Here is a 24,966-nt window from a genome sequence, read left to right as displayed (position 1 = left end):
TCGGGGAGTCGGCGTGGCCGCCCCGATCAGGCGGCGAAACGCTGGCGCTCGATGAACGCCGTAAGCGCCGCCGCGAACTTGGCCGGCCGTTCGACGTGGGGCAGATTGCGGCAGCCGTCGAAGACCTCCAGGTCGGCCTTCGGCATCTCCTGGAGCCAGAGATCGGCCGTCTCGAGCGCCGGATGCGTGGCTTGACGGCCCCAGGCGAGCCACAAGGGCTGCTGGACCTTGCCGCCGAAACCGGCCTCGAGTTGATGACCGAGCCGACCGCAGAGGCTGTCGATCAGGGCGTGGCTGGCGCCGGGCAGGTGACTGGCGCGGTACATCGCCTCGACGACCTCTTCGCCGAGTCCCTCGGCCCCGAACATCGTCTCGCGGCGCAGGTGATTCTCAAGCGCCCGCTCGCCGGTCACCATGTTGAGTGCCGACGTGCCGAGGAGGGGCGCTCGCAGGAGCGCATGGAGCACGGGGTCGCCGCGGTCCTCGGCACCCAGTCCCTGGGGCGCTACGAGCGCGAGGGCGGCGACCCGTTCGGGCGCGTCCAGGGCGACCTGAACGGCGTAGGCGGCGGCGCGGTGCGGCGCGACGACCACCGCGGGTTCGCCGACGACCTCTTCGAGAAAGCGGTCGAGCACGTCGATGTAGATCCTGGCGGTGTAGCGCTGAGCCTTGCGCTCCGAGTCGCCCCAGCCGAGCCAGTCGGGTACGAAGCAGTCGTGGCCGCGAGCGAGGCGCTCCGCCGCTTCCCGCCAGAGCAGTCCGGTGTGGCCGGGCCCGAAGGTGTGAAGCAGCACCATCGGCGGCGCCGATTCCCGGCGTGACCGGGGGATGTGGACGAAGGCAAGCCGGCTGCCGTCGATCTCGACGTGCCGGGTGGAGCCCCAGCGGGGCCGCGGGAGCCGCGCAGCCCGGCGCGCGACCACCGCGTTGATCACGGCGGGCGCCCCTAACGCCACGCCGCCGAGAATCAGGCCGCGGGTCACTCGGCGTCTTCGAAGCCGCTTCAGTTCCTCATCGGCGGACCGTGCCATGACCGCGGACAATAACAGCGCCCGTGGTGTGCATAATCCGCCCGTGGCGTTCGAGATCGTCGTCGTCTGGGTCGGTCGCCGGCGTGAGCCCTGGGAGGCTCTTTGCGCCGACTACCGCCGCCGGATCGGGAAGTTCGTTCCGGTGAGGGAGAAGGTGGTGCGTCCGGCGCGCGGGGACGATCGGACCCGTCTCCGGCTCGAGGGTAAGGCGATCCGGGCCGCGCTGCCCCCCGAGGCGTGGACCGTGTGTCTCGACCGGAAGGGACGGAACCTGAGCTCCGAAGCCCTCGCGACGGAGATCGGGAGGCTGCGTACCGAGTGGCGGCGGCCGGTCGCGTGGATCGTGGGATCCGATCTGGGTCTCGACCACGACCTTCTGAAGTCGTCTCGTTTCCGCCTCTCTCTCGGGCCCCTGACGCTCCCTCACGAACTCGCACGATTGACCGTTTTCGAGCAGATCTACCGCTCTTGCACCATCCTCGAGGGAATCAACTATCATCGGCGCCCGTTTCACTGAGCCGCGTGAGGGGAAAAGAAGTGGCAAGCGCGGACGAGAGCGCCAAGAGCGGCGGAGCAGACGACAGCAAGGACCAGGCCGCCGTCAAGGCTCGCCCGCTTGAAGCCGAGGAGGTCGCGGCCAGGAAGGCTGCCGCCGAGGCGGCACGCAAGGTAGCCGCAGCCGAGCGCACCGCGAAGGCCGCAGCCGAGAAGAAGGCAGCGGCTCAGCAGGCGGCACGTGAGGCGAAGTCGTTGTCGGCCGCTGCCGCCAGAGCGGAGAAGGTGACGGAGACCAGGAAGGCGTCTGCCGCGTCTGCGGCCAAGGCGGCGACCGAACGTCGGGTCGCGGCGAGGAAGGCGGAGAGGGCGGCGACTTCCGGCAGGACGGCCGCCGAGAAGGCCGCCCAGATCGTCGAGGTTCGAAAGGCGGCCGCGCAGCAGGCGGTGCAGGAAAGGAAGGCCGCGGCCGCGGCGGCTCGGAAGGCCGAGCGCGAGGCCGAGGTGCGTAAGGCGGCGGACGAAGCGGCCGCCCGCAAGGCCGTCGAGTTGTCCCGGTCCGCCAGGGAAGCGACGAAGGCCCTGCGCTCGGCGGAGGCGGCGGCGAAGCGGGCGGATCGTGACGCGGCGGCCAAGGCCGCGGCCGCGGAGAAGGCGGCTGGGGAGGCCGCGAAGCGCGGCGCGGCGCTCGAGGAAGCCCGGAAGACCGAGGCCGCCGAGCGCGTGGCTGCCGATATGGCCGTAGTCGCTGCGCGAGAGGAGAAGGAAGCCTCGAAGAAGGCCGTTCGCGAAGCGGTAGCGAGTCGAACCCTGGCGACGCGGGCGGAACGCAAGGCCGTGAGCGCGGCAGAGGCCGCGGCCAGGGGACGGCAGGAAGCGGCTGCAAGGAAGAAGGAAGCCGCACAGTCGACGAGGCTTGCCGCGACGACGGGGACCGCCGCCCAGAAGGCAGCGAAGGTTGCGGCCGATCGCAAGACGGCAGCCCAGACTGCGGTCAAGGACTCCGCGGCCAAGGGCGTGGCGGCGCGGAAGGCGGCGCGTACGTCGACCTCGCGGACGGCCGCGCATGAGAAGGCCGCCAAGGCGGCGGCTGAGGCGAAGGCCGCTGCCCGGGAGGCCGAGCGGGCTTCCGCCGCTGCCGAGAAGCGCTTAGTAAAGGCCCGGGCGGAGGCGGAGGCGAAGAAAGCTCAAGAGGAGGCCGAGAAGACGGCCGCTCAGGAGACTGCCGAAAAGGAAGCCGCACCCGATTTTGCGGCGAAGCAGCGCCTGGCCAGAAAGAAGGCGGCCCGGACGAAAGCGCCTCCGAGGAAGGCGCCGACACTGCTTCTCAGACCAGAGCGGGCCGGCGACGGTCACACAAGCTCTCGGCGAAAGACCGCCGACATCGATATCGACCGGGTGCGGGAGCGCCTGGAGGAGAAGCGGCGGGAGCTCTTCGGCCGGTACAACCGCGATCTGCATGCGGGCCTGAAGGCGACGACCGGTGAAGGCTCGGAGGACCTCGTCGACCGCGCGAATCACGCCTACAGCCGGGAGTTGAACTTCTCGCTCTCCGACAGCGACGGCATTCTGCTCGAGAGGATCGAGGAAGCGACGATCCGTCTCGACGATGGCAGCTTCGGGGTCTGCGTCCACTGCAACGCCGACGTCGGCCGCGCGCGGCTCGAAGCGGTTCCGTGGGCTTCCTACTGCATCAACTGCCAGGAACTCGAAGAGAAGGGTCGGCTTCCCAGAGAAGAGTGAAGGCTCCTACGATCGACGCGGCGGTCGAGCGAATCGAGAGCTGTGACCGCCAGCCGCTCTACCTCGTGATCGGCGAGCAGGTGGTGGCGAGCGGCGCGGCGACCCGGATCGCGAACGCCCTGGCGGCGAGCAGCGGCTGTGAGGTGGCCACGTACACCCGGCCGGTCGAGCTTGGCTCGATCCTGGCCGATCTCTTGACCTTCTCGCTGTTCGAGCCGGCCAAGGTCGCCCTGGTCAGTGACAGCGCGGTCTTCGCGGACAGGACGGCCGCGGCCGATCTGATCGATGAGGCGGAGACAGCGTTGCCGGTATCGGTCGGAGACACGCTGTCGACCGCACAGAAGGAAGCCGCGGGCCGACTGCTTCAGGCGCTGCGACTCTTCGGCGTGGCTGCCGACGCCGGAACGCCCGATGAAGCGGTCTCTTCCCTTCCGGACTGGGCGTTTCAGGGTGGCAGCCGGGTTCGCCGGCGGAAACGGCGGGGCCGGACGAAGAAACAGGCCGCGGAACTTGCCAGGGATCTGTCGGCGCTGCTCGAAGCCGCGCGGGCCGCGGATCTCCACGGCTGGTCCGACAGCGACCTCGCCGAACTCGGCCGCGCTGCCGACGGCGGTCTACCCGAGGGCCACGCGCTGGTCTTCGCCGAGCGGACCGCAGATGGCGCCCATCCCCTGGTCCGGCGTCTGGTCGAGAGCAAGGCCGCGTTCGAGGTGGGCTCGCTCGAGTTCGACCGCCGTGGCGGAGTCGGCGGACTCGACGCGGTCGTCGCGGAGCTGACCCGCGAGACCGGCATCGGCATCGATCGTGGAGCCGCCCAGGAACTGGCGCGGCGAACACTGCGGAAGACGGGAAACTGGGGTGACTCGGCCGTCGAGGCGGATTCCGCCGCCCGCTTTGCCGCCGAGTACCGGAAGATCGCCGCCGGAATGCGGGAAACGTCCGGCCGTATTGACCGCGTGGCGGTGGAGGAGTCGGTCGTCGATCGAGGTGAGGAGGATGTCTGGAAGGTCATGAGCGCGATCGAAGGCCAGCGCCCGGGCGCTGCACTGGCCTTGCTTCGTCGCTACCTGGACAGCGCCGACGACCGGACGAGGGCGCGGTTCTCCTTCCTGAGTCTTCTGGCCGGACGCTGTCAGCAGTTGGCTACCGTCCACGGCATCGCCATGAGCCACCATCTCTCCGAGGAAAGGGACTTCAACGGATTCAAGGCCCGGGTGATGCCGAAACTGATGGCGGAGTTGCCGGACAATCAGAGGAAACCCAGGCCCTACGCCCTCTTCCAGATCTTCAAGGCGGCCATGACCCGTCGCGATCCGGAGGCCGTTGCGGAACTCGCCGAACTGCCATGGAAGATCCTGGAGACGGAGGTTCGGCTGCGGGGCGGCAGCGGCGACGAGGACACCGCGCTCGAAGCCCTGGTCGCGGCGGTGGCCGGCGCTGGCGCTGCGGAGGCCGCGGGCGCTGGTCGTGGCCGCCGCGCTGGCTGACGTGCCCGAGCTGCCCGAAGTCGAGGTGCTGCGCCGGAGCCTGGAACGGCCGCTCGTCGGTGACCGGTTCGAAGCTGTCCGAGTCCACTTCCCGACCCTGCGCGAGCCGCTCTCTGAGCAGCGACTGCGCCGCCTCGAAGGCCGCAAGGTCCTCGGCCTGCGCCGGCGCGCGAAGTACCTGTGGATCGATGCCTCCGGTGGCCAGACCCTGGTGTTGCACCTGGGGATGAGCGGCCGCCTGACTCTGGTCGACCGGTCCGCGCCGCTCGTGAATCACGAGCACGTTGGCTTCGAGCTGGCGTCGGGCCGGCGGCTGCGCTTCCGCGACCCGCGCCGTTTCGGCATGGCCTTTGTCGCGTCGACGGAAGACCTGGACGGCGACCGTCACTTTCGTCACCTCGGCGTGGAACCGCTGGCGGCCGGGTTCGACGGTGCGGTTCTCGCTGCCCTGGCCCGCGGCCGCACGGCGCCGGTGAAGACCTTCCTGATGAACGCTTCCGTGGTCGTCGGCGTGGGCAACATCTACGCCTCCGAGGCGCTCTACCGGGCCGGCATCCATCCCCGTCGTTCGGTGGCTCGGATCGCCCGCCGTCGGTTCGAAGTTCTCGCCGAGGCGGTGCGCGAGGTACTGCGCGAGGCGATCGAGCAGGGCGGCACGACGCTCAACGACTTCGCTGACGGCGAGGGCAACTCGGGCTACTTCCAGGTCTCGCTCGACGTTTACGATCGCGAGGGGGAGGCTTGTCCGACGGGTTGCGGCGCGGGCATCCGCCGGATCAACCTGTCGAATCGCAGCACGTACTACTGCCCGCGCTGCCAGACGTAGGTGGCCCTTACGTCAGCGGCCAGAACACGGGGATCAGCCACACCGACAGAACGCAGAAGACGATCTTGAGCGGTGCACCGAACTTCACGTAGTCCATGAAGCGGTAGCCGCCGGGTCCGAAGACCATCGCGTTCGTCTGGTAGCCCATCGGGGTCAGGAAGCTCGCCGAAGCGGCGAAGGCGACGGTCATCATGAAGGGCTTCGGATCGAGCCCCATCGACGCGGCGGCGGTGCCCGCGATCGGCACCATGAGCACCGCGGTCGAGTTGTTCGAGACGATCTCCGAGAGCAGGGCCGTCGCCAGGTAGACCAGCGCGATGACCGCCCAGGGCCCGTAATCGGCGCCTGCATTCGCGATCGTCTCTCCGATCATCTCCGCGAGGCCGGTCTTCTCCATCGCGATTCCCATCGGCAGGATGCCGACGAGCAGGAAGATGACGGTCCAGTTGATCGCCTCGTATGCCTGCTGCACCGAGATGCCGCCGAAGACGATGAGCGCCACGGCGCCCAGGATCGAGGCCTTCAGGATCGAGGTGACGCCGGTGGCGGCGACGATGACGACGATCGGGATGATCACGACGGCGAGCCACCAGCGCCGCGGGATGACGAGGCGCAGCTTGACGTCCTGCTGGAGCGGGATGAAGTCCTCCGTCTCGTAGAGGGCCTCGATCCGCGAACGGGGGCCGAACACGAGCAGCGTGTCCCAGTTGTGGAGGACGATGTGGGCCAGCTTCTCGCGGATCGGCTCGCCCGTGCGGTTGAGCGCCAGCACGAAGCAGCCGAAGCGGCGGCGAAAGTCCAGGTCGCGAATCGTCGAGCCGGTCAGCCGGGAGACCGGCGAGAGCTGGATCTCCGCCATGATGTTGTTCTGGTCCGAGAGGTCCCGGTCGCCGATCTTCGTTTCCGTGCGAAGGCGCAGGCCGTAGTGGTCCCGGAAGCTGACGATGTCGTCCATCAGGCCCTCGACGATCAGGATGTCGCCGCCCTGCATGGGCGTTGAGCGGAGCTCGACGGCGATCCGCTCCTCGCCGCGCAGGATCTCGAGCACCGTGAGGCGAAAACGTTCGTTGATGTGCGCGTCGACCACGTTGTTACCAACGAGCGAGCTCCCCTCCGGCACCTGGACCTCGGTCAGGAACGAAGACAGTTGGTACTTGGTGGTCAGGTCGGAGGCGCCGGCACGATCCGGGAGGCGTCGCATCGGCACGAACACGATGTAGGCGAAGCCGACAACCAGGAGGATCAGTCCGAGCGCCAGGAACTCGAACATGCTGAAGGCTCCGAAGCCGTACTCCGCCGACATGGAGGCGACCAGCAGGTTCGTCGAAGTGCCGATCAGGGTGCAAGTGCCGCCGATGATCGAGAGGTAGGAGAGGGGGAGCAGGATCCGGGACGGCGACACGCCGTAGTGCTTCCCGATCTGGATGCCGACCGGCATCAGGATCGCCAGCGCGGCGGTGTTGTTGATGAAGGCCGAGAGGACGCCGCAGACCAGGATCAGGGCGATCGCAGCGGCCCAGTGCGTGTGCCCGGACATCTGCGCGAGCTTCTGGCCGAAGCGGTCGATCAAGCCGGTGTGGGTCAGCCCGTAGCTCAGGATGAACATCATCATCACCGTGATCACGGCGTCGTTGCTGAAACCCCGGATCGCCTCCTGGGGCGTCACCAGTCCGAACAGGAGCAGCAGACCCAGGCTTGAGAGGGCGACCGCGTCGATCCGCAGCCACTCGAAGCTGAACGCCAGGAACGTGAAGACGATGACGGCGATGAGGATCCAGATTTCCATCTGCGGATCCGGGACTCAGCCGAGCGGCAGCCGCCGGTGCGATGCGACCGGCATCGAGCGTCTCACTTCGGCGACGCGGCCGCGGTCGATCTCCGCGACCGCAATGCCGGGTCCGTCGCCGGCATCGGCCAGGACGTGGCCCCACGGATCGATGATCACCGAGTGGCCGTAGCTGTGCCGTAGCCCGCGGTCGTCGTGGCGGCCGGTCTGCGCCGCGGCCAGCACGTAGCACTGGGTCTCGATCGCGCGGGCCCGCAGCAGCGGGAACCAATGGTCCTTGCCGGTCATCAGGGTGAAGGCCGAGGGGACGGTCAGGATCTCGGCTCCATCGCGGGCCAGTCTCAAGTAGAGCTCGGGGAACCGGAGGTCGTAGCAGACGGTGAGGCCGAGGCGGCCCAGAGCCGTATCGACGGTCACCGTGTCCGCGCCGGGCACGGCCGTCTTCGACTCGAGGAACCGCACCGCGTCGGAAAGATCCACGTCGAAGAGATGGATCTTGCGGTACGTGGCCACGATCTCGCCCCGGGGATCGAACAGGACGCTCGTGTTGTAGCAGCGGCTTCCCTGTTCTTCCGGGGAGAGCTCGTTGTAGGAGCCGAGGAGGACGTAGATGCCCCGCTTCCGGGCCAACTCCGCGAAACGCGCGCAGGTTGCGCCCGAGGTCGGCTCCGCGAGCTTGACCTTCTCCTTGTGCGGTCCGAGGTAGTTCGTGTTCTCGGGCGTACTGACGAACTTCGCGCCGCGGTCCGCGGCGGTCTCGATCCAGTGCCGGGCCGTCTCCCAGTTGGCCTGTTCGTCAGACGTGGAGCCCATCTGGACCACGGCGGCGAGGTAGGTCGATGTGTCGTTCATTCCGGTCCCGTCCCCTTGGCGCGGAGCTTACCGTCACGTTCCGGCTAAGCTTCTCTCCCCATGTGCGGGATCGTCGGCATCCTGATGCGCCCCCATCCCGGGCCGGCGAGCTGTTCGAGGCAAGTGCTGGAGGGGCTCGCCGCGGCAGGTCGCCGCGTCGAAGGAGCAGTGGGTCGCGTGAAGGGGGGCGACGCGGCGGCGCTCGCGTCGGAACTGACAGACGCCGCCTCGGAGATCGCAAGCTGGAACCGCCTGCTGCGCGCTCGTCCGGCGTTGCGCTCGCTCGTGCGGGAGCCGGCACTGTGCGCTGCCGTCGAGGAGGCCCTGGCGCCGATCCTCGAGGCCCGGAAGACGCTGGACTCGACGCTCGACGCGGGCGCGGCGGCGTTCGGCGACGCGGGCCAGGAGGTCATCGGCAAGGCTGCTGGCGCCTTGGCCGACGCTGAGTGGGCGATTCGCTGCGACCGGCTGCGGACCGCGGCCGAGGTTCGGGCACTGGCCCCGGCCGGAGTCAGCGACGCGGGGCTCGATGTCCTGATCGGCGTGCAGCAGGCGCTGTCGTCGCTCGACCGGCTGGAGATCCGCGGTCGCGACTCCGCCGGCCTCTATCTGCTGCTGTCGGGACACGGCCTGGGCGCGGCGGAGCCGGCGACCCGAGCGGAGCTCGCCCGGCGCTCCGGGGATCCGCTGTTCGGGCACGGCGCTGTCGTCGACCGTGGCGGGCGCATCGGGCTGGTCTACAAGTGCGCCGAAGAGATCGGAGAACTGGGCGACAACGTCCGGTTTCTGCGGGCGGCGGTTACCGGCGACGCCGTTCTGGAGGCGGCCCTTGAATGCCCCGACCTGGAAGCGGCGATCCTCGGTCACACGCGTTGGGCCAGCGTCGGCCGGGTCAACGAGGCGAACGCCCATCCCTTGAACGAGGCCGAGACAGGCGCCGGCGAAGCAGGTACGGATCAGGCGCCGCGTGTCGTGGCGGCGATCAACGGCGACATCGACAATCACGCCGATCTGCGGGTGCTGGAGAAGCTCGACCTCGCCGCTCGCATCACGACGGATGCGAAGGTCATGCCGGTGCTCATGTCGCGCCGGCTGGCTCGCGGTGACAAACCGCTCGACGCGTTCCGCGGCACGGTTTCAGGGTTCGAGGGCTCGCTCGCCGTCGGTGCCCTGTGCGGAGACGATCCGGGCCGCCTGTACCTGGCGATCCGGGGCAGCGGCCAGGGGCTGTACGTGGGGCTCGCGGACCATGCCTTCGTGGTCGCCAGCGAGCCCTACGGCCTGGTGGAGGAGACCTCCACCTGGCTCCGCCTGGACGGCGAGGCGGCGAGCGGCCGCGACGCGCCCGGCGCGCCCAGGGGCCAGATCGCTCTCCTCGATGCCGGCCGCGCCGGAGAACTCGGCGGGATCGGGCGCTTCGGCATGGACGGCTCACCGCTGCCGGTGGATGGGGAGGAGTTGGAGCGGGCGGAGATCACGACCCGTGACATCGACCGGGGGGAGTTCGCCCACTTCCTCTTGAAGGAGATCAGCGAGGCGCCGCGATCGGTGCGGAAGACGCTGCGCGGGAAGTTGCTGGAGGATGACGGCGGCCGCCTCCGGGTGACGCTGGGCGATCAGACGATTCCGGAAGCCATGGCGCGGGACCTGGGAGGCGGCACGATCAGGAGGATCGTGATCACGGGTCAGGGTACGGCCGCCGTCGCCGGCTCCGGGATCGCCGCTTCGATCGAGGGGCGGCTGCGGGAGCGGAATCTCCGCGGACTTCGCGTCGAGGCGATGCCGGCCACTGAGTTGTCGGGCTTCCATCTGTTGCCCGACATGACGGACACCCTGGTCGTCGCGGTCAGCCAGTCGGGAACGACGACGGACACGTTGCGCACACTCAACCTGACGCAGCGTCGCGGAGCCCGTGCCATCGCCATCGTCAACCGGCGGAACTCGGACCTGGCGGATCGGGCCGACGGTGTCCTCTACACCTCGGACGGCCGCGACGTGGAAATGAGCGTCGCGTCGACCAAGGCGTTCTACTCCCAGATCGCGGCCGGGATGCTGCTGGCCGTGGCGATCGCGGACCTGGTCGCGGGGGGCGCCGACGAGAGGCCCGCCGCCGACCGGCTGCTGCGGGAGCTGCGCGGTCTGCCGGACGCGATGGAGCGCACCCTCGCGCTGCGCGGAGCGATCGCCGAAGCGGCGCGGCGGTACGCGCCGGGCCTGCGGGACTGGTCGGTGGTCGGCAACGGCCTCGACCGGATCGCGGCCGAGGAGATCCGGATCAAGCTCGCCGAACTCTGCTACAAGGCGATCGCCTGCGACGCCACGGAGGACAAGAAGCACATCGACCTGTCGTCCGAGCCGCTGATCCTCGTCTGCGCGACGGGCGTCCAGGGCTCGACGGCGGCCGATACGCGGAAGGAAATCGACGTCTACGGGGCCCACCGCGCGACGCCGATCGTCATCGCCTCGGAGGGCGTGGGATTCGAGGCGCCGGCGGTGATCGAGGTGCCGGCCGTCGCGCCCGAGCTGTCCTTCGTCCTGGCGACGGTTGTAGGACACCTGTTCGGCTACCACGCCGCGCTCGCGATCGACGATCTCGCCAGGCCGCTACGGGTAATCCGCACCGCGGTCGAGTCGCTCCTGGGCGCCGGGATGCACCCGCGACCGGTGGCCCGATTGCGCGAACTAGCCGCCCCCGAGATCGAAGCGGTTCGGGAGCGCCTGGCCGATGGCAGCTACGACGGCAACCTGCGGACCGGCAGGGCGGTGCGGCTGGCCGTGGCACTCGACCGTCTGAGCGCGGTCGGAGCCTCGGACGTGGAGGATGCCGATGCCGTGGCGTTGCTCGAAGCTCTGCGGCGCGCTCTGACCCCGGCCATCGACGATCTGACCCGTCACATCGACACGATCAAGCACCAGGCGAAGACGGTGACCGTCGGAATCTCCCGCCACGACCAGACCCTGGGGCGGATGTCCCTGGCGACCGCCCTGCTCGAAGCCGGCGCGCCGGAAGAGTCGATCTCGTCCGAGGACCAGCGGACGATGAGCGCGCTCGATCCCTTTGTCGATCAGGTGCTCGGCTACGTCCGCTATCAACTCTGGCGCGGAGGCGATGGCCCGGCGCCGGGCGACGCAGCCACGATCCGGGTCCTGCGCGCCGGCGGCCTCTGCCGTGATCTGCAGTCGCGGACGGTCCGGCAGCCGCTGCTCAAGGGCACGAAGTACGCGGTCGCGGTCGAGGGCCGATTGCTGGCGGCGCGTGGACGGACGGATGGCCGTGTGTTCATCGGCGTGCCGGAGTGGAGCGGGGGCGAGGTCTCGGCGCTCAACCTGATTCACGTCCGCTTCCGCGAGCGCGCGGGGGCCACGGAACTGCGCCGGCTGCTCTCCGGTTACCGGGAGCGGTACTCGGGTCTGCGCGACCAGGTGCTGAAGAGAGCGCCGGACTTCGACGATCGCCTGCTGGCCGAATTGCCGGTCGAGGATCTTCTGATCGACCCGGTCTCCCAGCTCGCGGAGCGTTGGCGGAGTGGGGCTGCCGGGCCCGCGTCGTGAGGATTCTGCTCACCGGCAGCGCCGGGTTCATCGGCTTCCACGTGGCCAGGGCTCTGCTCGAGCGCGGCGATCAGGTGATCGGGTACGACAACTTCAACCGGTACTACGACCCCAAGCTCAAGGAGGCCCGCAGCGCGATCCTCGAGAGGTATCCCGCCTTTCGACTGGTACGCGCCGACATCGGAGATCGCGAGACTCTAGGGGCCGCCTTCGACGAGCTGGTCGCCGGTAGAACCGGCGGAACCCGGGTTTGTCACCTCGCGGCCCAGGCGGGAGTACGGCACTCAATCGCGCACCCGAACGCATTCGTTCGAGACAACGTGCAGGCGTTCACCCACGTGCTCGAACTGTGCCGGGACCGGGAGGTCGGCGGCCTGATCTACGCCTCCAGCAGCTCGGTCTACGGCGACAGCACTCGGGACCGGCTCAGCGAGAACGACAGCACGTCGGCACAGTGCTCCCTCTACGGCGCGACGAAGAAGATGAACGAGCTGATGGGCTCGGTGTACAACCACCTCTACGGCCTGCGCGTCACCGGCCTGCGCTTCTTCACCGTCTACGGCCCGTGGGGGCGTCCGGACATGGCGCTGTTCCTGTTCACCGGCGCCCTGCTGCGCGGTGAGCGCATGAAGGTGTTCGGCCACGGCCGGATGCACCGGGACTTCACCTACATCGACGACATCGTGACCGGAGTCGTCTCGGCGATCGACCGCAACCACGAGAACCTCGTTTGCAATCTCGCCGCCGGCCGCACCGAAGAGCTGATGGCCTTCATCCGGCAGATCGAATCGAGCTGCGGCCGCGAGGGCGACAAGGAGTTCCTGCCGATGCAGCCAGGCGACGTCGTGCGGACGTCGGCCGACCTCACGACGGCCAGGGAATCCCTGGGCTACGAACCGACCACCACGATCGACGTCGGCATTCCCCGCTTCGTCGACTGGTACCGCGAGTACTACGGCCTGTGACAGGAAGCGGCGCGGCCTCAGCCGGTCGAGGGAACGGAGGTCGCCTCGCGCAGGACGGACATCGTCCCGGTTGGCTCGTCCACCACGCCCAGGACGACCGTGTACTCCCCTTCCCAGAGCTTCACGCCCAGGTCGACGAAGTGAAAGCCCCCATGGGACCGGAGGCCCTCGGGGCCTCCAAGCTCGAGGAGCATCCGCCGCACCGGAGTCCGGTACCCCTTGTTCCTCTCCACGGCCATCAGCCAGAGACCCAGCGTGCCCCTGTCGCCATCGGGGCCTGGCAGCAGCGTTGCCGCCAACTCGGGAATCGCCACCCGGACCACGAGCTCGTGAACCTCTTCGCGGTTCCTGCGTCTCCGCCGATCGCCGTCCGCCTCGAGAGGCGTTGTCGCCGTGAAGCGCATCGCCACGCTCAAGGGGTTCGCCGCCTCGGCGAGCCAGTTCCCGTCCAGCCAGGCCGTACTGACGAGCCGCTCGGCGATCATCTGGTCCCGTGACTTGTCCTGCCATGACCGGCGATAGGCGAGGCGGTGTCCCTGGCGCCGAAGCGTCGGAGCCAGCTCCACGTCGATCTGCCTCAGTGCTCCGGGCTTCTGGTCGGCGACTGCGACGGCCAGCTGGTAGGAAGCGTCCAGGTGCTCTTCCGCGTCGTCCAGCAAGGGGCCAAGGGCGTTCGAGTTGAAGAGGGTGCGACCGCCTGTCTTCCGGGACAGATACGTCATCCCGCCCTGCCGGTTCAGTCTCCAGGAGCGCCCGGAGTGGGAGATGGAGGGCACGCCGCCAGCGTCCAGCATGTAGAGCGTCGTGTTGTTCGCGTTCGCATGCGCGGCCACCTGGTCGAAGAGCTTGCTCGACTCGCCGCCCGGCCCCAGCAGAGCCGCCCCGCCACCGGACCCCACGCCAAGACAGTGCCGGAGTACGTAGTCGTGGAGCTCTTCTCCCGGCACTTGAGCGAAGCCGTTGCCGACGTAGAGGACTACCTTCCTGCCCGGAACACCGCTGAACGCCGTGACCACATCCCAGAGGGCATCCAGTCGCTCCGCCGTCCGCCGCCTCTCCCGCACTTCGTAACCCTTGACGAGGGCCGTCACCTGAGGGAACCCCTCCCCGCAGCCATCGCCATACGGGGCGAAGAGGACCTCGCCGACCTGCTCCCTTGCGCGTTGGAAGTGCCGCCCGGTCTGACGAGACCGCCACTTGGGCAGGGGCAGTGCGGCGGCCGCAGCCAGTACGGCATCCAGATCTTCCGTCGGGGGCACCCGGATCTGTACGTGGTCCCCGGACGTGACCAGAGCGAATCGCGCGTTCCAGGCGCGGAGGGCCTCCGCTTCGCGCTGCACTCTGTGCAGAAAGCGCCGGCGGTCGAAGAACCGCGTACCGGCCTCGTCGAGATAGACGACGACGCTGACGGGCGGCCCCCTCGGCCCCTCCGCCACGACTGCGCCTGCGGTTCGGTTTGTTGCCTGCTCGCGCAGGAGCGTACGCCGAAACCCCGTGATCTCGACCCGATCGCCATCCACATGGACGACGAAGTCCTCCTGCTCCAGGTCTGTCACGGGGTCGCCGTCCCGACCCGTCACCACGACGTGGACGAGTAGCTCGGTCACGGACACCGTGTCCGCAAAGGTCTGCGCGGCGGCCGGTTCCTGAGCTGCGTGCACCGGGGCACACAGCACGACTCCCAGCAACAGACAGCCGGTCAGCCGTCTAGCCGCGCCGCCCATTCCTCTGTGCGCTGCCGCATCTCCGGTGCGTCCTCGGGCAGGATCATGCCCTGCTCGATCAGACGGTCCAGTGCGCCGTTCCAGGCATCGAGATAGTGCTTGCTGTCCGGGTACAGCGCCGCCAGCTGCTCGCTGTCGAAGTCGGTCGCGGTTCCGTACAGGAACCCGAACCGCGTCCCTTCCCTCTGCGTGCCGAACCCGCTGTGCGAGGCGGTCGGCGCCTCGAGCTCCGGCAGGCGGATGCCGCCCATGGCGTTGCCGTGTTCGTCCCGGACGACCTCGGGATTCGGATCGCCGGCCTTCATCTCGACGCGCGGCATGCTCGGTGGTTCGACACCGTCCCTGATCCAGCGGTCAAGATGCCGGATCGCGGCCTGGTACACGGGGGAGTAGGACAGCCAGTTGGATCCCTCGACGGTGCGTTCTTTCGGTCTCGCCGCGGACACGTGCGACGTCCCCGCCACCTCCCAGAGTCGGAAGCGGGCCGAGTCCGGCTCGCGCACGGAGTAGTAGCTGGTCAGCTCGGTCTCCGAGTTCACGACAATGACCGGGACGTCCAGGTCCGATCGGACCGACGCGAGAGTGCGTCCCCGGCGTCCGCCGCCGCGCTCGGACGCGAACGGCACGACACCGCCGAAGTCGATGAACGGCAGGAAGCCGTCGAACACCTGTGTCAGCAGGTGGACGCCGTTGATGTAGGTGCGCAACCGCGCGGCGGACTGGGAAGCGCCGGCCGCGATCAGGCGCTCGACCTCCAGGCCGCCCATCGGGTCCAGGCCTTGGCGGTCGCGTTCCGGACCGATGGCTCTCGCGACCTGGGTGAAGATGTCGTAGGAGTAGGCGTCCCCGGGGTGGTCGAGCGAGCCGTAGCGTTCCGGGTCCCACGCCTTGAGTCCGCCGGGATTCTGGGGGAAGCCGTGGACACCGACCTTCTGCGCGGATACGCCCACCCAGGCGTAGCCGCGCAGGGCCTCGTCGCTCGCGGAACCCAGTTCGAAGCCGGCGGTGACGTTCAGCCAGAAGACGATCACCGTGCCGTTGAATTTCGACGCGTCCCTGGGCCGGACCACCAGCAGGCGTGTCTTGTAGTCGGCCTTGTCGGCGGACGCCCGGGTGTTCCACTGGCCGGTCGCGCCCTGAGTGCCAGAGGCGAGTTCGTACGCGGTCGCCTCGCCTTCGAGGAAGTACTCCTCTGTCAGATAGCCGCGATCCGCCACGTTGACGGCGGCAAAGGGGGTGCCGCGTTCTCCGCCCGTGATGGGCCCGGACAGGGTTGGCGCGTTCGGGGTGGCGGCGAAGGCCGCGCCGAGCGCCAGCAGGATCGCTGCGAACGTCATCTGGCTGATCCTCTTCGCGGTGTCTTCCATCTCTTGGGTCCTCCAGCTTCTGGGACTTTCCTGGTTCCGGGTATCGTAGCCGCCCCTCTCCCCACCCAGAATCTCAGGAGTTCCAGCGTGAAGGTAGCCCAGGGCGTCGCCGAGTACCTCAAGCGGGAGGGCGTCGAGTTCATCGTCGCTTACCCGGTCAACCCGATCATCGAGGCCGCGGCCGTGGCGGACATCCGCACCGTGATCGTCCGCCAGGAGCGGATCGGCCTGCACATGGCCGACGCGGTCAGCCGGCTGAGCTCGGGCAAACAGCTCGGCGTGTTCACGATGCAGAGCGGGCCCGGGACCGAGAATGCCTTCGGCGGTGTTGCCCAGGCCTACGGCGAGTCGGCGCCCATCCTGGTCATGCCGATGGGGTACAGCCGCCGGGCGATGCACGTGGCGCCGAACTTCAACGCGGTGGCCAACTTCCAGCACGTGACGAAGTGGTGCGAGCCGCTCAGCATGGGTAAGGCGCTGCCCGAAGTGATGCGCCGGGCCTTCACCCAGCTACGTTCCGGCCGGCCGGGACCGGTGATGGTCGAGGTGCCGGCCGACGTCTTCGGCGAAGACGTGCCGGACGATCTGGGACCCCGCCCGAGCGGTGCCGTGCGCGTGGGGCCCGATCCGGACCTGGTCCGGGACGCGGCGGCGATGCTGTCGGCGGCCGAGCGGCCGGTGATCTACGCCGGCCAGGGCGTCCACTACGCGGAGGCCTGGGACGAACTGCTTCGTCTGGCGGAGCTGCTGAACGCGCCGGTGACGACCAGCCTCGGCGGCAAGAGCGCCTTCAACGAGGATCACCCGCTGTCGCTCGGCTCGGGCGGCCGCGCGGTGCCGAAGACGGTTCACGAGTTCCTGGGCGCGGCGGACGTGATCTTCGGCATCGGCTGCAGTTTCACGACGACCGCGTTCGGCATCTACTTCGGCAAGTACCCGCAGGCGAAGTACCTGCACTCGACGCTCGACCCGGTCGACCTGAACAAGAACGTCGCATCGGACTGCGTCGTGGCGGGCGACGCCAAGCTGACCCTCGCCGCCCTGATCGGGGAGCTGGAAGGCCGGTCGCTGCCGCACGCGGCCTCGCGGGCCGAGTCCGTGCCGGCCGAGATCGAGCGGATCCGCGCCGGGTGGCTCGACGAGTGGATGCCGAAACTCACGTCGAACGGTGCGCCGCTCTCGCCCTACCGCGTGCTCTGGGACCTGATGCACTCGGTCGACCGCGACAACGTGATCATCACCCACGACGCCGGTTCACCGCGCGACCAGATCTCGCCGTTCTGGCGCAGCACGACGCCGCTCTCCTACATCGGCTGGGGCAAGACGACCCAGCTTGGCTACGGCCTCGGCCTGGCGATGGGCGCCAAGCTCGCCCAGCCCGACAAGCTCTGCATCAACGTCTGGGGCGACGCCGCGATCGGCTTCACCGGCATGGACTTCGAGACTGCGGTCCGCGAACGCCTGCCGATCCTGTCCATCCTGTTCAACAACTTCTCGATGGCGATCGAGCTGCCGATCATGCAGGTGGCGACCGAGAAGTACCGCAGCACGGACATCTCCGGCCACTACGCCGACATGGCGAAGGCCTTCGGCGGCTACGGCGAACGGGTGACCGAGCCGGCGGAGATCGTCCCGGCGATCCGCCGCGGCATCGCGGCGACCGAGTCGGGGACGCCGGCCCTGCTCGAGTTCATCACCGAGAAGGAGATCGGCATCTCCAGCTACTAGCTAGGAGCGTGCGCGGCAGAAGCTGGGTACGCCGGCGTCCTCGCCGGCATCCGGCGCGGAGCGCCGGCGTCCGGACTTCTGCCGCGCAGCCAGGGACTAGTCGCAGCACACCGGCGGCCCCAGCAGCGACGGCGCCGGCGCCTTTCGGGCGATCGCGCTGTCGATCGCTTTCGGCAGGACGGTGACGATCTTCTCGATCTCCTCCTCGCCGAGGATGAAGGGCGGACCGAGGCAGACCACGTCGCGGGCCGGGTCGTTGCCGCCGGGGTAGAAGAAGACGTCCATCGACAGCCCGGCCGCCACGACGGCGTTGACCAGCGAGAGTTCGGCCGGGAACGGCTCCAGCGTCTCGCGGTCCTGGACGATCTCGATGCCGTAGAGCAGACCGCGGCCGCGGACCTCGGCGACGTGGGGATGATCGGCGAAGGTCTCCCGCAGGCGCTCGCCGAGCACGGCGCCGACTGTGGCGGCGCGTTCGACGAGTTCCTCGTTCTCGAGGATGCGCAGAACCTCGCTGGCCGCGGCGCAGGCGGGCGAGTGAGCGCCGTAGGTGAAGAACATGACGGAGTCCCCGGCTTCTGCAATCGGCGCCGTGACCTCCTCGCGGGCGCAGATCGCGACCAGGGGCGCGTAGCCGCCGGTCAACCCCTTGCCGCCGACCAGGATGTCGGGCACGACGTCCCAGTGGTCGACACCGAACTTGCGGCCGGTCCGGCCGTAGCCGGTCATCACCTCGTCGGCGATCAGCAGGATGCCGTGCCGCCTGCAGATCCGGGCGACCCGCTCCAGGTAGTCGCCCGGGGGCACGAGCGCGCCGGCATTCGAGCCGACGATCGGCTCGACGACGAAGGCCGCGATCTCCTCCGGGCCGATCTCCTCGAACACGCGCTCCACTTCGTCGGCGCAGGCGATGTCGCAGCCGGGAAACGTCTTGCCGAGCGGGCAGCGCATGCAGTAGTGCGCCGGTGGCCGCGGCTGGTCGGTCTGCTCGTCGACCAGCCAGGGCTCGAAGCCGGCCCGGCGCCCGTGGTGTCCGCCCACCGCCAGCGTCGCCATCGTGGCGCCGTGGTAGGAGAGCTGACGCCCGAACACCCGCCAGCGCTCGGGACGCCCCGCGGACAGGTGGTGCTGGCGGGCGAATCGAATCGCGAGGTCCATCGCCTCGGAACCGCCGCTCGCGAACAGGACGCGGTTGATGTCGCCGGGCAGCCAGCGGGTCCGCATGCGGTGGACCAGTTCCGCTCGCGCCGGGGTTGCGAAGGGAGGCACGATGTAGTCGGTCTGCGCCGCGGCCTGCGCGTAGGCCTCCGCCACCTCCCGCCGGCCGTGGCCGATGTTCGAGACGATCGCGCCTCCTGCGGCGTCGAGGATCCGCCGACCGGTCGGCGTGATCATGTAGCAGCCCTCGGCGGACGCCACCTCAAGCGGAGCCCTGCCCTGACCCAGGAACGGGTAGTCGTGGGCGTGCGCCAGGCCCGTGCCCGCGGTCGATCGGGAGTCGGCGGTGTCCATGGCTTGAGAATAGCCCCTTGGCTGGCTTGTAGACTGGCGCGCGCGGCGCGGCGGCCGTCGGAGCATGAACGGAATCCACGACATGGGCGGCATGCACGGCTTCGGCACCGTGGACCGGCGTCCGGACGAGGTTCTGTTCCCGGAGGTCTGGCAGGGCCGGGTATGCGCCCTGGCGGGCTACGCCATCGGGGCCGGCCTGGCGAACCTCGACGCCTTCCGTCATGCGGTCGAGCGGATGCCGCCGGACCGCTACCTCTCGGACGGCTACTACGGCCGCTGGCTCTACGCACTGGAGACCCTGGCGGCCGAACGGCTGGTCGGCGACGCGGCGGTCGAGCGCCCCGAGCAGGTGGGCTCGGTCGTGCGCGAGGTCGACCGCGAGCCCCGTTTCGCGGCCGGCGACGCGGTGCGCACGTGGAACCGGCACCCGCAGGGGCACACGCGGCTGCCCGGCTACGCCCGCGACCGCAGGGGCGTGATCGCCGAGGTCCATCCGGCCTGCGTCTATCCCGACACGAACGCGGAGGACCGGGGCGAGTCGCCGGAGTACCTCTACACCGTCGCCTTCGAAAGCCGGGAGCTCTGGGGCGAGGAGGCGGAGGCCGCCACCACGGTCTACATCGATCTGTTCGAGCCTTACCTGGAGGCGACCGGATGACTGCCGATCACCGGCACGGAAGCGAATCCCCGGAAACCCGCACCGAGGCGATCGAGGCGCTGCTGGTGGGGAAGGGGCTGGTCAAGTCCGCCGCAGTCGACGCTCTGGTCGAACGCTACGAGCAGGACATCGGGCCGCTGCGCGGCGCCCGGGTGGTGGCCAAGGCCTGGACCGATCCGAAGTTCAGGGCGCGGCTGCTTGAGGACGGGATGCCCGCCATCAGGGAACTGGGCTTCGGCGACAACACGGACGCCCACGTCGCCCGTCTGGTGGTCAAGGAGAACACGGAGTCCGTCCACAACCTGATCGTCTGCACGCTCTGTTCGTGCTACCCGTGGGCGGTGCTCGGGCTGCCGCCGGCTTGGTACAAGTCGCCCGCCTACCGGGCGCGCGCGGTGCGCGAACCGCGGCGGTTGCTCGTGGAGCTGGGCCTCGAGCTGCCGCCCGAGGTCGAGGTGAGGGTCTGGGATTCGAGCGCCGAGGTGCGCTACATGGTCCTGCCGCAGCGCCCGGAGGGCACGATTGGACTGGGCGCGGAAGAACTCGCCTCCCTCGTCACGCGCGACTCGATGATCGGCGTCGAGCGCCTGTAGTTGAACCGCATGAGCCTGCCGGTCCGCCTGGATGAGGACGGTGCCGCCGCGCCTCCGCGGGAGAACGGGGAGCTGGCCTTCGACGCGCCCTGGGAGAGCCGCCTGTTCGGCCTGACGATGGCGCTGGTGGAAGGCGGGCAGCTCGACTGGGAGATGTTCCGCGGCCGCCTGATCGCGCGGATCACGGACTGGGAAACGAGAAGCCGCGACGAGACCTGGGACTACTGGCAGCGCTGGCGGGAGGCATTCGAGGACTCGCTGGAGCTTGCGGGGTTGGTGGAACGGCCGGAGATCGACCATCTCGTCCGCCGGCTCGCGCGGCGTCCCCACGGGCATGATCATCGTCATGACCACCATCACGACCACGCACGGGAACGCGCGGCGAACGCCGCGGGGGAGATCGACGAATGACGGCGCAACTACTTGCTGGCGGGCCGGTCGCCGAGGCCGTGCTCCAGGATGTCGCGAAGCGGGTCGAGGAGCTCGCTTCGGCAGGCGTCAAGCCGGGCCTTGGGACGATTCTGGTCGGTGACGACGCGGCATCCGCGGGCTACGTGCGCAAGAAGCACGAAACCTGCGAGGAGGTCGGCGTCGCCTCGTTCCACGAACAGGTGCCGGCGGACGCCGGTCAGGAGGCACTGCTCGCCGCCGTCGACCGTTTCAACGGGGACCCCGAAGTCGACGCGTACATCATCCAGCATCCAGTGCCGGCCGGCTTCGACTTCAACGAGGCCCTGGCGCGCATGGACCCGAAGAAGGACGCGGACGGTCTGCACCCGGTGAACCTCGGCAAGCTCGTGCTGCAGGAGCGGGGGCCGGTGCCGTGCACGCCGGCGGGCATCCAGGCGATGCTCCAGCACTACGGGATCGACATTGGCGGCCGCGAAGTCGTCGTCCTCGGGCGAGGCCCGACCCTGGGCCGGCCGCTGTCCCTGCTGCTGACCCTGAAGCAGCCGGGCGCCAACGCCGTGGTCACGGTCGTGCACACGGGTGCGAAGGACGTCAGGCCCTTCACACGCCGCGCCGACATCGTGGTCGCCGCGCTCGGCGTGCCCCGGTTCGTCGTGCCGGAGATGATCAAGCCGGGCGCGGTCGTGGTCAGCGGCGGCATCAGTTGGGAGGGCAGGAAGCTCCTGCCCGACGTCGACGAGTCCGTCGGCGAAGTCGCTAGCTGGATCACGCCCCGGCTCGGGGGGGTGGGTCCGACCACCGTGGCGATGCTGCTGCGGAACACGGTGCTGGCGGCGTCGGAACGGGAGGTGTGAGATGAAACGTCTGCTGGCCCTGACGCTCACCGTGGCGGCCGCGCCGTCCGCCGCCCAGGAACTGATCGGCTTTCACCCCGATCGCGCGGCCGAACAGCGCGCCATCGAGAAGCGGGCGGACGGCTGGATCGTGGCCGAAGACCTGATTGCGTGGAACCGCAGCATGACGCCGCGGCCCCACCATGCCGGAGCGCCGCAGACGGAGGCGAACGCCCGCTGGATGGTCGACCGGTTTCGGGAGTGGGGCTTCGAAGCCGGGATCGAGACCTTCCACGTGCTGTTCCCGACACCCCGGCTGCGGAAGCTGACCCTCCTGGAGCCGACCCGCTTCGAGGCGTCCCTGGTCGAGGAGCCCGCGGCCGACGACGCCACGGCACAGCTCGCGGTCGCCGAGGGGCTGCCTCCCTTCAACGCCTTCTCGGCCGACGGCGACGTGACCGCGGAACTGGTCTACGTGAACCGTGGCATTCCCGCGGACTACGAAGTGCTCGAACGGCTCGGCATCGACGTCGCCGGGAAGATCGTGATTGCCCGCTACGGCGGTTCGTGGCGCGGCATCAAGCCGAAGGTCGCCTTCGAGCACGGAGCGGTGGGCTGCCTGATCTTCAACGATCCGGGCGACGACGGATACAGCCAGGGCGCGGCCTACCCGGAGGGTTCGTACAAGCACGCGAGCGCCGTGCAGCGAGGCTCGGTGCTTGATCTCCCCGTACGCCCGGGGGATCCGCTGACGCCGATGCGCGGCGCCGTCGAGGGAGCCGAGCGACTCGACCGGAGCGAGGCGGAGACACTGATGCGGATACCCGTGCTGCCGATCGCCTGGCGCGACGCGCAGCCCCTTCTCGCGGCGCTTGGCGGCGAGGTCGCGCCCGAAGACTGGCGCGGCGGCCTTCCGATCACCTATCGGATCGGCCCCGGGCCCGCTCGCGTCCGCCTTCAGCTCGAGTTCGACTGGGATCTCGTGCCGGCCCACAACGTGATCGCGCGCCTGACCGGCTCCGAGCGTCCGGACCAGTGGATTCTGCGCGGGAACCACCACGATGCCTGGGTGATCGGCGGCCGCGATCCGATCAGCGGCCTGGTCGCTCTGATGGCGGAGGCGCGGGCGGTCGGCCGCCTGACCAGGGAGGGTCATCGACCGCGCCGCACCATCGTGTATGCCGCCTGGGATGCCGAGGAACCGGGTCTGCTCGGCTCCACGGAGTGGGCGGAGCACCACGCAGACGCCCTGCGCGAGCACGCGGCGGTCTACATCAACTCGGACTCGAATAGCCGCGGTTTTCTGCGCGCCGGCGGCTCGCACTCCCTGGAGACGCTGGTCAATCAGGTTGCGCGTGAGGTCGAGGATCCACAGACCGGCGTCAGCGTCGGCGAGCGGCTGCGAGCGTCGCGACAGGTGCACGGCGGCTCCGCCGTCTACGAGCGGCTTCAGGCCTCGGACCGGCTGCGCATCTCCGCCCTGGGCTCGGGGTCCGACTACTCCCCGTTCCTACAGCACATCGGTGTGTCGTCCCTGAACGTCAGCTACGGCGGCGAGTCGTCCGGCGGCGAGTACCACACTGCCTTTGACACGTTCGACTTCTACCGGCGGTTCGTCGATCCGGGCGCCGTCTATGGCGTCGCGTTGGCCCGCACGGGTCTGCGTCTCGTCCTGCGGCTGGCGAATGCCGACGTGTTGCCGTTCGAGTTTGGCGCGACCGCGGCGACGGTGGGCCGCTACGTCGACGAAGTGGTCGAGCTTGCCGCGAACGAGCGCAGCCGCCTGGAACAGGAAGGAGAACTGGCGCGGAGCGGCGCCTTCCGGCTGGCGGCGGATCCGACCCGGCCCTTCGTCGAGCCTGATGCGAAAGAGCCTGCGCCCTACCTGAACTTCGCGCCGCTCCGGAACGCGCACGATCGGCTCGAGCGCAGCGCCAGAGAGGCCGACCTGTCGCTGATCGCGGCGGCCGGGGGCGGCGACGAGGCCGTCCAGGTGCAAATCGACGAGCTCATCCTGGGCAGCGAGCGGCTGTTGACGCGGGACCACGGCCTGCCGGGCCGTCCCTGGTTCCGGCATCACCTGTACTCGCCCGGTCTCTACACTGGCTACGGCGTGAAGACGCTGCCGGGTGTTCGCGAGGCGATCGAGCAGGGCGACTGGGAGGAGGCCCAGACGCAGATCGACATCGCCGCTCAGGTGCTCGACGGGTACGCCGAGCAGCTAAAGCGGATGGCGCGGGCTACGGTGTCCAGGGAACCGTAGCCCGCGGCCATCCGGACGACGGCCGCGGGTCGACTTTACGCGGCCGCCGTACGAACCTTTGCGCGCAGGAGGTTGTAACCGCTCGCGTCCACTCGTCCGCGACTGGAGACGTCGCGTTCGATGTCCTGCGCCCATTCGGCGTCCTTGGCGCGTGGGCCTGCGATCAGGGAGAGGATCTCGGAACCGAAGCCGGAGCCGTACGAGAAGGCGGCCACCTGTTCGCCGGTCTTCAGGCCCTGGAGGGCGTTCGCGACCGCGATCCATAGGGAGGCCGTGTACGAGTTGCCGGAGAGCCTGTTCCAGCGCATCGCCGGCTCGACCTTGTCGGTGTAGATCTGCTGGATCCGCTCGGCGGACCAGCCGGCCACCTCGCCGACCAGGTGGAACGCCTTCTTGACCATCTTGGGGAAGGGGACATGGAAGCAGATCGCCGAGAACCGTTCCATCACCTCGGCCGGGTTCCGACCGTCGGCGAGGGCGTTGAAGCACTCCACCGCCGCCTTCTTGTAGCACTCGAGGCTCAGCTTGCCGTCGACCCGCGGGTAGGACTCGCCCACCGGGCGGTAGAAGTCGAAGGCCGGCTCGCTCCAGGCGTGGCAGTCCAGGCCCACCTGGGCGATTTCGGGGCGGTCGACCACGAAGGCGACGGCCCCGGCGCCCTGGGTCGGTTCGCCCGGGTCGCCCTGCTCGTAGAGGGCGATGTCGGCGGCGACCACCAGGGCCGCCTTGTCCCGGGCCGCGCCCGACATGCGCCACTCGCAGGCTTGGCGCAGCGCCAGCGTGCCGCCGTAGCAGGCGTGCTTCACTTCGTAGGACCGGATGTGGCCGGCCAGACCGAGTTCGTCCGCGACGAAGGCGGAGAGAGGCCGGCTCATGTCGACCGCGGTCTCCGTGCCGACGGCGATCATGCCGATGTCGTCAAGATCACCGTCCCAGCGGGAAAGAGCACGCCGGGCGGCCTCGGAGGCGAGGTCGACGATGCCGAACTCGGGCGGGCAGAGGGAGATCTCCGAGCAGCCCAGGCCGATGAGGTACTTGTTCGGATCGACGCCGCGCAGCGAGGCGAGTTCTTCGACCGGCATGGCGAGAGGTGGCAGGTGTAGACCGATGGATGCGATGCCTGTTTCGACCTTGGTCATT

Annotated in this window: 19 protein-coding genes; 12 read left to right on the top strand and 7 right to left on the bottom strand. The window is 69.3% G+C overall.

Annotated elements, in window-relative coordinates; genetic code table 11:
- Positions 1–26 precede the first annotated feature (26 nt).
- Positions 27–983 (bottom strand): alpha/beta fold hydrolase, encoded by a 957-nt coding sequence (locus OXG83_11975; protein ID MCY3965748.1) that lies wholly within the window; start codon positions 981–983, stop codon positions 27–29.
- Between the two features lie 46 nt (positions 984–1,029).
- On the opposite strand from OXG83_11975, the gene OXG83_11970 reads away from it, so the two are divergent.
- From OXG83_11970 to mutM, 4 genes are read left to right on the top strand one after another with little or no spacing between them, the layout of a single operon-like run.
- Positions 1,030–1,548: a 23S rRNA (pseudouridine(1915)-N(3))-methyltransferase RlmH gene (locus OXG83_11970; GenBank protein ID MCY3965747.1), complete on the top strand. Its 519-nt coding sequence runs from the start codon at positions 1,030–1,032 to the stop codon at positions 1,546–1,548.
- 5 nt (positions 1,549–1,553) lie between these two features.
- Positions 1,554–3,269, top strand: a complete 1,716-nt coding sequence (locus OXG83_11965; GenBank protein ID MCY3965746.1) for a TraR/DksA family transcriptional regulator — start codon at positions 1,554–1,556, stop codon at positions 3,267–3,269.
- Positions 3,266–4,756 (top strand): hypothetical protein, encoded by a 1,491-nt coding sequence (locus OXG83_11960; GenBank protein ID MCY3965745.1) that lies wholly within the window; start codon positions 3,266–3,268, stop codon positions 4,754–4,756. The genes OXG83_11965 and OXG83_11960 overlap by 4 nt, the downstream gene beginning before the upstream one ends.
- A 1-nt stretch (position 4,757) precedes the next feature.
- Entirely contained in the window at positions 4,758–5,582 is an 825-nt protein-coding gene (gene mutM / locus OXG83_11955; GenBank protein MCY3965744.1) for a bifunctional DNA-formamidopyrimidine glycosylase/DNA-(apurinic or apyrimidinic site) lyase, read from the top strand.
- A gap of 7 nt (positions 5,583–5,589) precedes the next feature.
- Here mutM and OXG83_11950 read toward each other — a convergent pair whose 3' ends face one another.
- Positions 5,590–7,368 (bottom strand): SLC13 family permease, encoded by a 1,779-nt coding sequence (locus tag OXG83_11950; protein ID MCY3965743.1) that lies wholly within the window; start codon positions 7,366–7,368, stop codon positions 5,590–5,592.
- Positions 7,369–7,383: 15 nt separating this feature from the next.
- Positions 7,384–8,220: a carbon-nitrogen hydrolase family protein gene (locus tag OXG83_11945; GenBank protein ID MCY3965742.1), complete on the bottom strand. Its 837-nt coding sequence runs from the start codon at positions 8,218–8,220 to the stop codon at positions 7,384–7,386.
- Between the two features lie 60 nt (positions 8,221–8,280).
- Here OXG83_11945 and OXG83_11940 point away from each other — a divergent pair, with 60 nt between their 5' ends.
- Positions 8,281–11,772 carry an SIS domain-containing protein gene (locus OXG83_11940; GenBank protein ID MCY3965741.1) on the top strand — a complete coding sequence of 1,164 codons (3,492 nt, stop codon included), beginning with the start codon at positions 8,281–8,283 and terminating at the stop codon, positions 11,770–11,772.
- Complete coding sequence (locus OXG83_11935; protein ID MCY3965740.1) at positions 11,769–12,737, top strand: NAD-dependent epimerase/dehydratase family protein; 969 nt, start codon at positions 11,769–11,771, stop codon at positions 12,735–12,737. Before OXG83_11940 ends, OXG83_11935 begins: the two co-directional genes overlap by 4 nt.
- Positions 12,738–12,754: 17 nt before the next feature.
- Here OXG83_11935 and OXG83_11930 read toward each other — a convergent pair whose 3' ends face one another.
- Together OXG83_11930 and OXG83_11925 are read right to left on the bottom strand one after the other, a co-directional pair.
- The gene (locus OXG83_11930; GenBank protein ID MCY3965739.1) at positions 12,755–14,344 is read right to left on the bottom strand and encodes a VWA domain-containing protein; all 1,590 of its coding nucleotides are present in this window, start codon (positions 14,342–14,344) and stop codon (positions 12,755–12,757) included.
- A gap of 92 nt (positions 14,345–14,436) precedes the next feature.
- A complete protein-coding gene (locus tag OXG83_11925; GenBank protein MCY3965738.1) occupies positions 14,437–15,798 on the bottom strand; it encodes an alpha/beta hydrolase domain-containing protein in 1,362 nt (453 codons plus the stop codon).
- A 33-nt stretch (positions 15,799–15,831) separates the two neighbouring features.
- Here OXG83_11925 and OXG83_11920 point away from each other — a divergent pair, with 33 nt between their 5' ends.
- Positions 15,832–17,556 (top strand): thiamine pyrophosphate-requiring protein, encoded by a 1,725-nt coding sequence (locus OXG83_11920; protein MCY3965737.1) that lies wholly within the window; start codon positions 15,832–15,834, stop codon positions 17,554–17,556.
- A 96-nt stretch (positions 17,557–17,652) separates the two neighbouring features.
- Here OXG83_11920 and OXG83_11915 read toward each other — a convergent pair whose 3' ends face one another.
- Complete coding sequence (locus OXG83_11915; GenBank protein ID MCY3965736.1) at positions 17,653–19,068, bottom strand: aminotransferase class III-fold pyridoxal phosphate-dependent enzyme; 1,416 nt, start codon at positions 19,066–19,068, stop codon at positions 17,653–17,655.
- Between the two features lie 64 nt (positions 19,069–19,132).
- Between OXG83_11915 and OXG83_11910 the strand changes: the two genes are divergently transcribed.
- Genes OXG83_11910 through OXG83_11890 form a run of 5 tightly spaced genes read left to right on the top strand, consistent with a single transcriptional unit; the run spans position 19,133 to position 23,826 of the window.
- Complete coding sequence (locus OXG83_11910) at positions 19,133–19,726, top strand: nitrile hydratase subunit beta (GenBank protein MCY3965735.1); 594 nt, start codon at positions 19,133–19,135, stop codon at positions 19,724–19,726.
- Entirely contained in the window at positions 19,723–20,319 is a 597-nt protein-coding gene (gene nthA, locus OXG83_11905; protein MCY3965734.1) for a nitrile hydratase subunit alpha, read from the top strand. The genes OXG83_11910 and nthA overlap by 4 nt, the downstream gene beginning before the upstream one ends.
- A gap of 9 nt (positions 20,320–20,328) precedes the next feature.
- Positions 20,329–20,730: a nitrile hydratase accessory protein gene (locus tag OXG83_11900; protein ID MCY3965733.1), complete on the top strand. Its 402-nt coding sequence runs from the start codon at positions 20,329–20,331 to the stop codon at positions 20,728–20,730.
- On the top strand, positions 20,727–21,584 hold the full coding sequence (locus tag OXG83_11895) for a bifunctional 5,10-methylenetetrahydrofolate dehydrogenase/5,10-methenyltetrahydrofolate cyclohydrolase (GenBank protein ID MCY3965732.1): 858 nt from the start codon (positions 20,727–20,729) through the stop codon (positions 21,582–21,584). The genes OXG83_11900 and OXG83_11895 overlap by 4 nt, the downstream gene beginning before the upstream one ends.
- 1 nt (position 21,585) lies before the next feature.
- The gene (locus tag OXG83_11890; protein ID MCY3965731.1) at positions 21,586–23,826 is read left to right on the top strand and encodes a M28 family peptidase; all 2,241 of its coding nucleotides are present in this window, start codon (positions 21,586–21,588) and stop codon (positions 23,824–23,826) included.
- Positions 23,827–23,861: 35 nt separating this feature from the next.
- Here the strand turns inward: OXG83_11890 and OXG83_11885 are convergent, their stop codons facing one another.
- Entirely contained in the window at positions 23,862–24,965 is a 1,104-nt protein-coding gene (locus OXG83_11885; protein ID MCY3965730.1) for a hydroxymethylglutaryl-CoA synthase, read from the bottom strand.
- Position 24,966 lies beyond the last annotated feature (1 nt).

This window comes from Acidobacteriota bacterium, assembly GCA_026707545.1.
Taxonomy (GTDB): Bacteria; Acidobacteriota; Thermoanaerobaculia; order Multivoradales; family Multivoraceae; genus Multivorans.
Note: the sequence above shows the minus strand (reverse complement) of the source record. Positions and strands in the feature narration are given on the sequence as shown.